11 protein-coding genes and 1 pseudogene are annotated in these 10863 nt (G+C 61.1%); 6 read left to right on the top strand and 6 right to left on the bottom strand.

All coding sequences use genetic code 11. The features are described from left to right. The first annotated feature begins 8 nt into the window (after positions 1-8). Both ACBG85_RS04475 and ACBG85_RS04470 read left to right on the top strand, forming a co-directional pair. Positions 9-914 carry an oxygenase MpaB family protein gene (locus ACBG85_RS04475; protein ID WP_003945519.1) on the top strand — a complete coding sequence of 302 codons (906 nt, stop codon included), beginning with the start codon at positions 9-11 and terminating at the stop codon, positions 912-914. Between the two features lie 484 nt (positions 915-1398). Then, positions 1399-1725, top strand: a pseudogene (locus ACBG85_RS04470) (transglycosylase family protein); the annotation flags it as partial. A gap of 368 nt (positions 1726-2093) precedes the next feature. On the opposite strand, the gene ACBG85_RS04465 reads toward ACBG85_RS04470, so the two are convergent. From ACBG85_RS04465 to ACBG85_RS04455, 3 genes are read right to left on the bottom strand one after another with little or no spacing between them, the layout of a single operon-like run. Next, a complete protein-coding gene (locus tag ACBG85_RS04465) occupies positions 2094-2585 on the bottom strand; it encodes an NUDIX domain-containing protein (RefSeq protein WP_082845696.1) in 492 nt (163 codons plus the stop codon). Between the two features lie 23 nt (positions 2586-2608). After that, complete coding sequence (locus ACBG85_RS04460) at positions 2609-4030, bottom strand: alpha/beta hydrolase (RefSeq protein ID WP_372026344.1); 1422 nt, start codon at positions 4028-4030, stop codon at positions 2609-2611. Between the two features lie 5 nt (positions 4031-4035). After that, a complete protein-coding gene (locus tag ACBG85_RS04455) occupies positions 4036-4308 on the bottom strand; it encodes a DUF2277 domain-containing protein (RefSeq protein ID WP_003945457.1) in 273 nt (90 codons plus the stop codon). Between the two features lie 132 nt (positions 4309-4440). Between ACBG85_RS04455 and ACBG85_RS04450 the strand changes: the two genes are divergently transcribed. Continuing rightward, positions 4441-5319 carry a bile acid:sodium symporter family protein gene (locus tag ACBG85_RS04450; protein WP_003945620.1) on the top strand — a complete coding sequence of 293 codons (879 nt, stop codon included), beginning with the start codon at positions 4441-4443 and terminating at the stop codon, positions 5317-5319. A gap of 82 nt (positions 5320-5401) precedes the next feature. Then, positions 5402-6412 carry an ABC transporter substrate-binding protein gene (locus ACBG85_RS04445; RefSeq protein ID WP_064688698.1) on the top strand — a complete coding sequence of 337 codons (1011 nt, stop codon included), beginning with the start codon at positions 5402-5404 and terminating at the stop codon, positions 6410-6412. A gap of 47 nt (positions 6413-6459) precedes the next feature. Here ACBG85_RS04445 and ACBG85_RS04440 read toward each other — a convergent pair whose 3' ends face one another. Continuing rightward, positions 6460-7047, bottom strand: a complete 588-nt coding sequence (locus ACBG85_RS04440; protein WP_003945528.1) for a TetR/AcrR family transcriptional regulator — start codon at positions 7045-7047, stop codon at positions 6460-6462. Positions 7048-7143: 96 nt separating this feature from the next. On the opposite strand from ACBG85_RS04440, the gene ACBG85_RS04435 reads away from it, so the two are divergent. Both ACBG85_RS04435 and ACBG85_RS04430 read left to right on the top strand, forming a co-directional pair. Further along, positions 7144-8544 (top strand): cytochrome P450, encoded by a 1401-nt coding sequence (locus tag ACBG85_RS04435; protein WP_007734205.1) that lies wholly within the window; start codon positions 7144-7146, stop codon positions 8542-8544. Between the two features lie 98 nt (positions 8545-8642). After that, positions 8643-8960, top strand: a complete 318-nt coding sequence (locus ACBG85_RS04430; protein ID WP_232329980.1) for a DUF4333 domain-containing protein — start codon at positions 8643-8645, stop codon at positions 8958-8960. A 54-nt stretch (positions 8961-9014) separates the two neighbouring features. Here ACBG85_RS04430 and ACBG85_RS04425 read toward each other — a convergent pair whose 3' ends face one another. Both ACBG85_RS04425 and ACBG85_RS04420 read right to left on the bottom strand, forming a co-directional pair. Beyond that, entirely contained in the window at positions 9015-10163 is a 1149-nt protein-coding gene (locus ACBG85_RS04425) for an acetyl-CoA C-acetyltransferase (RefSeq protein WP_007734192.1), read from the bottom strand. A gap of 11 nt (positions 10164-10174) precedes the next feature. After that, positions 10175-10846: a TetR/AcrR family transcriptional regulator gene (locus tag ACBG85_RS04420; RefSeq protein WP_003945807.1), complete on the bottom strand. Its 672-nt coding sequence runs from the start codon at positions 10844-10846 to the stop codon at positions 10175-10177. Positions 10847-10863: the final 17 nt, after the last annotated feature.

The raw sequence follows: 10863 nt of genomic DNA, 5'->3' as shown, positions 1-10863 counted from the left end.
GAAGATCCATGCCCACTCACTACCTGGATTCGGAAAAGTCCGAGTCGTCGCTTCGCACCGATCAGACACGCATCACCATCACGGCCGAGCGTAGACGGTGGGCACGTAAGCCCGCACACATCACCGACGCACTCGATTTCTGGTCGTTCGCCGGAGCCGCTGCCAACGTCATCCTGCAACTCGGTTGGCCCGAGGTGGCGTACGGCGTCATGGAGAGCAAGGTCGAATCGGGTGCTCTGACAGCGCATCCGTGGAAGCGTGCACGAACCACGACGCAGTACCTGACGGTCGCGATCCTGGGTGACGAGGAAGAGCGAAAGGCTTACCGCGAGGCCGTGAACTCGGTGCACCGACATGTGAAGTCGGATTCAAACAGCCCGGTCAAGTACAACGCCTTCAATCGCGAACTCCAATTATGGGTTGCTGCATGCCTGTTCATCGGTTTCGAAGACAGTCATCAGTTGCTGCACGGCAAGATGTCCGAAGAACAGGCGGAGTCGTTCTACAAGTCCGCGTCAACTTTGGGAACGACGCTGCAGGTCACCGAAGAGATGTGGCCGGCCACACGTGCCGACTTCGAGCGCTACTGGAACCTCGGTTGCGAACGCGTCGTCATCGACGAACGCACCAAGCAGTACCTGATCGACTTGGTCAACCTACAGATGATCGCGTGGCCGATACGCCTGGTGTTCCGAAACTTGTTGCGGTTCCTGACGGTCGGATTCCTTCCACCGATCTACCGCGACCAACTCGATCTCGAGTGGACCGAAGACGACCGCCGCCGGTTCGAACACCTCTTCATTTTCGTGTCGTTCGTCAACAGGTTCATCCCACGCTCCGTTCGTCAGGCCGGCAACACCATTCAGATGCGCGACATTCGCCGCCGGATCAAGGCGAGCAAGAATCTCGTCTGAGCCAGCGGCGCGTTATTCGTTGTCAATTCTGCTGCCCTACAGGTAAATCGGGCCGGTCGGTCGACAACAGATCACGGCTGGACATGGGTTCCAGCACGACTGAAGACCGGGTCGAAAAGCCGACAAACCGGGCTGATTGAGTGTCACATTCGCCGCATATCGACGCCGTCGAGGCACGTTTCAGGTGACTTACATCACATTTTATCTCGTTTATGTAACGCCGGGAGAGGTGGCATATCGCCATGCGACCTGGGAAAACACTCTTTGATGCATTTCTGTTGCACAAACATGTGTCGACACGCCGACCCGTGACCAATCCGTAATCATCTCTTATGGTTGGTGACAGCCCGATCAACCGGGCATTACCGAATCGCCACCGCCCGTCCCACCCCGCGGTTCGGACTCGACAACATTCCTAGTGGTGGGAGCGGAGCTGAGACGGTCACCGTCCTCCGTCGGCGGGACTCGAGAGGATTTACCAAAAATGACCAAGACGACCGTTACCCGTGCACTTGCCTCTGTCGCCGCAGCCGGAGCCCTCGCAGCCGGAGCCCTCGGATTGAGCGCAGGCACCGCATCCGCAGCCACCCACGACTGGTCGGGTGTCGCAGAATGCGAATCTTCGGGCAACTGGGCCGCGAACACCGGAAACGGCTACTACGGCGGACTCCAGTTCAGCCAGAGCACGTGGGAGGCCTACGGCGGAGCGGGCAGCGCCGCCAACGCCAGCCAGGCAGAACAGGTCCGCGTTGCTGAAAACGTCCTTGCCGGTCAGGGCGCCGGCGCGTGGCCGGTGTGCGGACAGTACCTCCGCTGACCCCAGTTCGAGTAGTGCGTCACTGCCCGGTGTTCGTCGAGAATTCGACGAACACCGGGCAGTGTTGTATACCGATACCTATTTCCCACCACCACTACTGTTGAAAGATGTTACAGCGGTGCGTGATCCGTCGGGATGCCGCGCAGCGAGCGAGGTATATCGACTCGCCTTCCGATCCCCCATCATCCCTCGAAGAGCCATCCACAATTTTTGGGCCGTCCTTGCCAACCGGTTGTGAGAACTGACCGGCGCAGCCGTAGAAGCGTACGGGATGGGGTCCTTACGCACGTAGTGCTCCATAACCCCAGCGTAGCCGTGTTTCGATGCCGAAATGTTCGTTTTCAATCGCTACCTCGCATCCCTCACGGCGACCGAACAAATCGATCCGGCGCACTCGATGGCCCATCCTTGACCAGGCGTGCAAACCGGTCGGGTAAATCGCGTGGCCCGAACACTTCTCGACCACTGTGTGACAAGAGGCGGTCAACGCTCCACCACTCGGAGTGCTCGACCAGCTCGGCGGCCAGCGCTTCGCGCCCCAACGACCCACAGGGCTCGAATACGGTCGCCACCGGCACGAGGAAGTAGTCGTTGATCGCACCGCCCCAACCCGGCAATATCGCCGGGTCACGGATCTCCTCATGCCACACATGGGTGGCTGCGCCGTAGTCGCGCAAGCCGATCTCCTCGTCCAATTCGCGCGCGAGCGCCTCGGACGGGGTTTCGTCTCCTTCCAAGCCTCCGCCCGGAGGACACCAGACCGTCAGCCCACCCCCGGGCGCGATGAGTCGGTAAAGCAGAAGACGGGACTGGTCGTCAACGACCAACCCCCTGGCCGAATGCCTCAGACGCATGAGTGCCACTGTAAGTCAGCAGGTCAGGCCATAACGGCCAACTCCGGCAGTCCGGCAACCACAACCGCGAGGTTGTATCCCGACATCCGCAGTTCTCCGTTGTCCCCTGTCCTCGCGTACTCCGCATGCCCGAACGCCCGCTCGTGTTTCACTCCATCCGGGGTGATCCCCTCGGCCGTGGACAACCGATGGAACTCGGTGCGCGTCGGATCGCCACCGAAACGGCCGAACCCCGCGATGCTGTCGCCTTCCGCTTTCATGACGTAGACGTGGCGGTCGGCGATACCGAGGTCCGACTCCACCTTGGCTCGCACCCCGGGTGAACCGTAGAACACCACGTCGTCGACCGCTGCGCTTGCCCCGCGTTGCAGCGCAAGAGAAGTCGCGAGGGATCCGTAGGAGTGGCCCAACGCGGTGATATGGACTCCGTCGTTGACCGACGCGGCACGAAGACCGTGAAAAAAGCTACCCAATGCGTCGGCGGCTATGCCTGCTTTGGACGATCGACTGACGTCGAAGCTGGCCCGACCGATGTCGAACTTTCCCGGCCCGATCACCTGTGGCGCGTCGTATCCGATCCAGGCGATGGTGGCCACGCTTTCCTTTCGGCCGGCCAGTTCGAGTTGCCGCATCGCCTCGGCTCGTAATCGCGTTGCCTCTCCGACCATTCCGCGCATCGAGTCCTTGACGTTGGTGTTCAGTCCGGGAATCGTCACGGAGATGTGATCCGCTGTGTCCGGATCCCCGATCGCAATTGCAGCGAAGCCTCGTTCGCCCGAGCGCATGTCCATGAGCAGTAACCGTCGATCAGGTTCGGCGCGAAACAACTCGTCGAGCGCGTCCAGATCCTCGAGTTTGCGTTCGGCGTACCACTGGCCCGCCCCGGTGTTACTCAGTCTGCCGCCGAAGAACTCGCGGTGAAGTTCTTGCGATATTCGGACTGAATCATCTTGCAGCCGTGCTCGTTCCGATTGAATTCGATCGAGGTTGGCCGGGCTGCGAATCGCAGCAGGAATGCCGTCGAGGTTGGCGATCAGGCCTGGTGCATGACGCAACATCTGACGCTGCCGATCAGGGCTGAACGCTCGCCACTCCTCCCCCACACGCACAGCTTTGTCACGGAGGTCGGTGCCGACCTGAGACCGCAGAGACAACGCATGATGAAGATCCGCGCTGACCAGCAGTGCCTCACCGATCAGTTCTCGAACTGCGACCTCGAGCAACCGGGCGTGCACGTGGAGCGGGTGACCGTCGGCGATGGGCGCAACGGCAGAGACGGTTCCATCCTGACGAATATGCAAGTCGTCGGCGACGGCCTCTTTGCGCAGCGTATCCAGCCGTCGACGGATGTCGCGAACGCGGTGAGCGACCAGAACGCCTTCCAACCCAGCAGACAGTTGATCCAAGGCTTCGACGTCCCATACGTCGATATCTGTGAGATCCACTCGGGTCAGGACGAACGAGCAGCGATCCGAGCCTGTACTTCCGGGCGACGCAACGGAGGGACGGTCTGAGGTGGCTGTCTGCGAGGCGGCAACGCACTGAGCAGGCGCGTCGTCGTTTCGGTCACCTCACGCACCGCCTGTTCGAAGGCGTCTCGGTTCGCGTCGGACACCTTGGCTATTCCGCTCACCTTACGTACGTATTGGCGAGAGGCCGCTTCGATCTCCTCCGGCGTAGCAGCGGGCTCGAGTCCACGAAGTTCAGTGATGTTTCGGCACATAATTCGACGATAACCCTGCTCACCGACGCCGTCACGGTTCGATACATCAATGTATCCAAACTGCCACGCAGATCCGGGCATCACGGTAGTTTCAGTGAAATTCCCCCAGTGACTGGAAGTAGCCACTAACTCATGGACTCTGCACTCACCTCCGTCGGCCTACCCGCCGCACTCGCCATCATCATGTTCGGCCTCGGGCTTTCCTTGACGGTCGGAGATTTTGCCCGCGTGGCAAAAGCGCCGAAAGCCGTCTCGATTGCCCTGATCTGTCAGTTGTTGTTGCTCCCGGCCGCGGCCTTCGGTCTGGTCACGTTGTTCGACCTCGACCCACTGCTCGCTGTCGGCATGATGCTCCTCGCCGCATCACCGGGCGGCACCACGGCAAACCTGTTCAGCCATCTGTTCCGCGGCGATGTCGCTCTCAATGTGACACTCACTGCGGTCAATTCGGTGATAGCGGTGGTCACCCTTCCGCTCATCACCAACTTCGCGTTGGGCTACTTCGAACCCGAGGACGCGGACGGCACCCTCGGACTGCAGTTCACGAAGGTACTTCAGGTCTTTGCCGTCGTACTGATTCCTGTCGCCCTCGGAATGTGGGTTCGATTGCGCTCGAGCGCCTTTGCCGAGCGCATGGACAAGCCCGTCCGCATCGGATCCGCGGTGGTTCTGGCACTGGTGATCGTCGGAACGGTTGTTTCCGAGCGCGAGAACATCGCGGACTATCTCGTCGACATCGGCGTCGTCGCTGCCTTGTTCTGCCTACTGAGCCTCTCGATCGGTTACGTCGTTCCCCGGATATTCGGCATCGAGGATCGTCAGGCCATCGCCAGTTCCATGGAAATCGGCATCCACAACAGCACGTTGGCGATCACCATCGCCGTCAGTCTCCTCGACAACGTGCAATTGGCAGTGCCGGCCGCGGTGTACGGCGTTCTGATGTTCCCGCTCGCTGCAGCCTTCGGCGCCGCCATCACCCGAAAGTCACGGACCATGGCCGAAATCGACTAATATCAGGCGGTTTTCGATATAGGTGATCTGGTATCGCCAACCCTACGATCGATACGGACTCAGACCGAAGGGTATCGAAAAAATGCTGACCAACACACCTACCGTGCCGGACGAACGCGTCTGGCAAGAGCTAGTCGACGCACTTACCCGTCGCCAATTCGGCATCGGAGCCGGGATGGCAGCAGTCGCAACTATTCTGTCGTCCTGCAGTTCCAGCGACGGTTCAGGGGCCGATGATGACGCTCAAATGCGCACCGTCACCACGCCGTTGGGGACCTACGACATACCTACCAACCCCAAGCGGGTCTTGGCCGTCGACGCCCGAACCGACCTCGAGCTCGCCATTGCCCTGGAACTACCGGTGTTCGGATACAACATCTCGCCCGTCACCAAGTGGGTTCCCGCCGACGGCTCGGCCGAATACCTCAGCGACAAGCCCAATCTGGAGCAGATCCTCGGACTCGCACCCGATCTCATCATCTGCGTCAACGCCGACAACGAGTACTGGCCCGCTGCAAAGCTCCAAGCCATCGCTCCTGTCCTGACGACCGAATCGAAGCAGACGTGGCGGGAGAACCTGACCCAGCTCTCCGATTGGCTGGGCCGAACACCCACCATGGATCGCCTGATCACCGACTATGACGCTCTGATCACCGACATTCGCACTCGACACGCTTCCGCGATCGCGGGCAAAACCGTCGCAAGCTTGTCCTACAGTCCGGACAAGGCCACGATCTACATCGACAGCCTGCCCGTGTCGGAGGAAACGGGAAAGAAGAATCGTCAACCCACCGACATGACGCTCGCCGATATCGGCGGAAGAACATTGAACACAACCGGTTTCGACAATCAGGGACGACTGAGCATCGAAGAGATGGATCGTCTGCAAGGCTGCGACGCGTTCATGGTTTCTGTCACAGACAGCAATGACACCACCTTCGAACAACTCTCGGACACCAAGTTGTGGCAAAGACTTCCGGCTGTGCAGGCCGGGAACGTCACCGTTCTGCAAGGAAGTACGTACTACGGGTCCATCTACACCAACATGTACGTCGCCAAGGGCTGGGACGATCTCTATTCGACGCTCGACTGATCAGACTTGTCCGTGGAAATGCCGGCCGCTCCCGCGCGGTCGGCATTTCACGTTTCGAGGTCGATGCCCAACGCTCCGGAGAGGGTCCGCAGACAGATCACTCTCAACTCTTCCTGCGGTATGGAAGGTTGATCGAGCCAGTCGAGGCAGACAGCTCGGACGAACGCGATCCATCCCCGAACTGCAACGGCAGCGAGCTGTCTTCTTTCGCCCTCGAATCCCAGTGCATCGAGGATTCGAATCTGCTGCTGTTCGAGTTCGCGCTCGACAATCGCCCGGATACCGGCCTCGGCCGAGAGCGTCCCGACGTTGATGGCGCGCACTCCCCTGCTGTGCGACTTCACGTACGCGAAGTAGGCGTCCAACCCGGCTGCCACCTGTTCGCGCACCGGTAGCGTCGCATCGGGTGCGGTCACCTCGAGCAGGTGCTGCGATTCGCGCTCGACGATTGCGGCGAAGAAGTCTCGCTTGGTCGGAAAATAGTGGTACATCAACCCGCGCGAGACGCCCGCAATCTCGGCGACCTCTTCGATCCACACATCCTCGTACGAGCGATCGGCAAAAAGTTGCGCGCCGATGTCGAGCAACTGCGTGCGCCGCTGCTCTCGGTCCAGGCGTTTTCGTGGTGCGACCATAGGCAAGTCAGATTACTACTTGACACCGATTCAGTAAGGCGTACTTTGCGTACTAGACATCAATTCAGTAAGCGATCTCACCCCGGGGGACACACAATGAGCGTCGACACCACTCCAGAGGCGACGACCGATGCTCGGATACCGCATCCGGCGTGGCGCCTGCCGGTCCTCGGGGACGTTCTCGGGATCAATATCCGGACACCGCTGCAGAACTCCGTGAGCATCGGCCGCGAACTCGGCCCGATCTTCGAGAGAAATGTCCTGGGAAATCGCTTCGTCTTCGCCTCGGGCGCGGACATGGTGGCAGAACTGTCCGACGAGTCCCGGTTCGCGAAGCACCTTGCACCTGGAGTCAAAGCACTCCGCGGAATCGGCGGCGACGGCCTGTTCACGGCGTACAACCACGAACCCAACTGGGGCAAGGCGCACAATCTCCTGGCACCGGCGTTCAGCCAGACTGCGATGCGCTCGTACCACCGCACCATGCTCGACGTGGCCGGCGAGTTGGTCGACCATTGGGATAGTCGTGAAAGTGACTCCCCCATCGACGTCTCCGCAGACATGACCAAGCTGACGCTGGAGACCATCGGACGCACTGGATTCAGCTACTCGTTCGACTCCTTCGAACGTGAAGAACAGCATCCGTTCGTCAAGGCAATGGTCGGCGCACTCTCCCATTCGCAGCGCACGACGTTCCTGAAGTCGACCGCCCTCGGGCGAGTGCTCGCACGTCGCGCCGATCAACGTGACGAGGTCCGCAAGGCGTACATGGCCGAGGTTGTGGACGAAGTGATCCGTGCCCGGCGGACAAGTACCGAACCGGGGCCCGAAGATCTTCTCGAACTGATGCTGCGGGCGGCACGCGAGAACGATCCCAACCGTATCGACGAACTGAACATCCGCCATCAGGTCGTGACCTTCCTCGTCGCCGGACACGAAACGACCTCCGGCGCATTGTCGTTCGCGCTGTACTACCTGTCACGAAACCCTGACGTGCTGGCCAAGGCGCAAGCCGAGGTCGACAAGGTATGGGAGGGCGAGGAGCCCGCCTTCGAGAAGATCGCGAAACTTCGATACGTACGACGCGTCCTCGACGAATCATTGCGTCTGTGGCCGACCGCTCCCGCCTACGGGCGCGCGGCGCTCGAAGACACGACGCTCGTCGGCAAGTATCCGATGAAGAAGGGCGATTGGATGCTCGTGCTCATCCCCTCACTTCATCGTGATCCGGTGTGGGGCAACGATCCCGAGGCGTTCGATCCGGATCGCTTCCTGCCCGCCAACATCAAAGCCAGGCCGGCGCACGTGTACAAGCCGTTCGGAACCGGTGAACGCGCCTGCATCGGAAGACAATTCGCTATTCACGAAGCGGTCCTCGTGTTGGGCACCATCTTGCAGAAATACACGATCGAGGCCGATCCGGACTACGAGTTGAAGGTAGCCGAACGGCTCACCCTGATGCCCGAAGGCTTCAACTTGACGGTCCGCCGACGCTGACCTCGCAAAACTGCGTCGCGCAACTCGGTTGAAACAGTCCCGAATGCGGTAATCCCTGAGGTGGCAGCAGCGAGCACCGGCGCACCCTGGGAGTTCACATGACAAAGAGGCCTGCAGTGGGAATCGTCTTACTCTCGGCGGCATTGGCCACGGGAGCTTGCTCGGCAAGCGTCGGGACGCCGCAAGTGGACAAGTCCGAAGTCGCAAGTCAGATCTCCACTCAACTAGCCGAGAAGATCGGCGAGCCACCCGACGACGTGACGTGTCCGGAGAACCTCGACGCCGAAGTCGGCGCATCGATCACGTGCGTCCTGACCGAGCAGGGCACCGAATACGACGTCACAGCTACCGTGACCAGCGTTGACGGTGAAAGTGCGAACTTCGACATCAAGGTCGCGGATGCGCCGAACAACTAACTGCTGTGCGCCTTTATTAACCGCCGGCGGTTAATAAAGGCGCACAGCAAGGCGTCAGAGACGCTCGATAATCGTCGCGTTCGCGGTGCCGCCACCTTCACAGATGGTCAGCAAGCCGTAGCGGCCACCGGTGCGCTCGAGTTCGTTGAGCAGGGTTGCCATCAGCTTGGTGCCGGTCGCGCCGAGCGGGTGACCGAGTGCGATCGCGCCGCCGTTGACGTTGACCTTGGCCGGATCTGCACCGATCTCCTTGATCCAGGCCAGGACGACCGGGGCGAAAGCTTCGTTGATCTCGACGATGTCGATGTCGTCGATGCTCAGGCCGGCCTTCGCGAGAGCATGCTTCGTGGCCGGGATCGGCGCACTGAGCATGAAGATCGGGTCGTCGCCGCGTGCGCTGAGGTGATGAATCCGGGCGCGGGGCTTGAGGTTGTACTTCTCCACCGCTTCCGCCGACGCCAGCAGCAGCGCACTCGCACCGTCGGAGATCTGGCTGGCCACTGCCGCGGTCATGCGTCCGTCTTCGACGAGAACCTTGAGCGTCGCCATCTTCTCGAGGCTGGTCTCGCGGGGTCCTTCGTCGACGGTCGCGTCGCCCATGGCGACGATCTCGTTGTCGAAGCGACCCGCGGCGATTGCAGCCTTGGCGCGCTCATGGCTCTGCAGGGCCCACTTCTCGAGCTCTTCGCGGCTGATGTCCCACTTCTCGGCGATCATTTCGGCGCCCTTGAACTGCGAGACCTCTTGGTCACCGTAGCGCTCGGTCCAACCGACCGAACCCGAAGTCGGCGTGTCGAATCCGTACTGCTGACCGACGATCATCGCTGCCGAGATCGGAATCTGGCTCATGTTCTGAACGCCGCCGGCAACGATCAGATCCGCAGTGCCCGACAGGATGGCCTGAGCGCCGAAGTGCACTGCCTGCTGGCTCGAACCGCACTGACGGTCAACGGTCACCCCGGGAACGTGCTCCGGGAATCCCGCTGCGAGCCAGGACATACGGGCGATGTTGCCGGCCTGGCCGCCGATGGCGTCGACGCAACCGAAGATCACGTCGTCGACGTCACTGGGGTCGATACCGGTGCGCTCGACCAGTGCCTTGACGACGTGCGCACCGAGATCGATGGGGTGCACGCCGGACAGCGCGCCGCCCCTCTTGCCGATCGGTGTGCGAATGGCGTCGACGATGTAAACCTCGGACATAGCGTTAGCTCCTAGTTTCGTTGTGCAGCAATAGTTCTTGAAGTTGATTCAGCAATAGCGTCTGAAGTTGTGGCCGGATCGGAGAGCCCGTCGAGCACGATCGCGAGATATTGAGCCGCGACGGCGTGCGCCGAGAGGGATCCACCCGGGCGGTACCAGCGAACCGCGACCCACACGGTGTCGCGCATGAAGCGGAAGACCAATTCGACGTCGATGTCGGAGCGGAAGGTCCCGTCCGCGACGCCGGCTTCGAGGACGCCGACCCACAGGTCCCGGAATTCGGTGTTGCGCTCGGCCAGGTAAGCGAAGCGCTCGTTCCCGACGAGGTGCTTGACCTCGTCCTGGTAGATCGCCACAGCCGAATGTGAGGCGTCGATGGCCTCGTACGACGTCACGACCAGTGCTTCGAGCGTCGCGCGACTGTCCAACCCCGCCGCGACGATCTCGCGGTATTTTCCGAAGAGTTCGTCGAGGAACTGGTGCAGGATCTCGTCGACCATCGACTCCTTGGAATCGAAATGGTGATACAGGCTGCCGGACAGGATCCCGGCGGCGTCGGCGATGTCGCGGACGGTCGTCGCGCGCACTCCGCGATCGGCGAAGAGCCCCGCCGCGATCTCGAGCAGCTCGTCGCGGCGCCCGGACTTGCCGTTTGATTCGTCGGAATTTCGAGGTGGCGTCATGTATTCAATCCTATCCA

Origin of the sequence: Rhodococcus sp. NyZ502 (assembly GCF_041464245.1) — a bacterium.
GTDB classification, from domain to species: Bacteria; Actinomycetota; Actinomycetes; order Mycobacteriales; family Mycobacteriaceae; genus Rhodococcus_F; species Rhodococcus_F qingshengii.
The sequence above is the reverse complement of the archived record's forward strand: the minus strand, read 5'-3'. Positions and strand labels throughout refer to the sequence as shown.

Bases quoted from the DNA above. Each gene is read 5' to 3' on its own strand.
- ACBG85_RS04475 (WP_003945519.1), top strand. From the start codon at position 9: ATGCCCACTCACTACCTGGATTCGGAAAAGTCCGAGTCGTCGCTTCGC.
- ACBG85_RS04465 (WP_082845696.1), bottom strand. From the start codon at position 2,585: ATGCGTCTGAGGCATTCGGCCAGGGGGTTGGTCGTTGACGACCAGTCC.
- ACBG85_RS04455 (WP_003945457.1), bottom strand. From the start codon at position 4,308: ATGTGCCGAAACATCACTGAACTTCGTGGACTCGAGCCCGCTGCTACG.
- ACBG85_RS04450 (WP_003945620.1), top strand. From the start codon at position 4,441: ATGGACTCTGCACTCACCTCCGTCGGCCTACCCGCCGCACTCGCCATC.
- ACBG85_RS04445 (WP_064688698.1), top strand. From the start codon at position 5,402: ATGCTGACCAACACACCTACCGTGCCGGACGAACGCGTCTGGCAAGAG.
- ACBG85_RS04440 (WP_003945528.1), bottom strand. From the start codon at position 7,047: ATGGTCGCACCACGAAAACGCCTGGACCGAGAGCAGCGGCGCACGCAG.
- ACBG85_RS04435 (WP_007734205.1), top strand. From the start codon at position 7,144: ATGAGCGTCGACACCACTCCAGAGGCGACGACCGATGCTCGGATACCG.
- ACBG85_RS04430 (WP_232329980.1), top strand. From the start codon at position 8,643: ATGACAAAGAGGCCTGCAGTGGGAATCGTCTTACTCTCGGCGGCATTG.
- ACBG85_RS04425 (WP_007734192.1), bottom strand. From the start codon at position 10,163: ATGTCCGAGGTTTACATCGTCGACGCCATTCGCACACCGATCGGCAAG.
- ACBG85_RS04420 (WP_003945807.1), bottom strand. From the start codon at position 10,846: ATGACGCCACCTCGAAATTCCGACGAATCAAACGGCAAGTCCGGGCGC.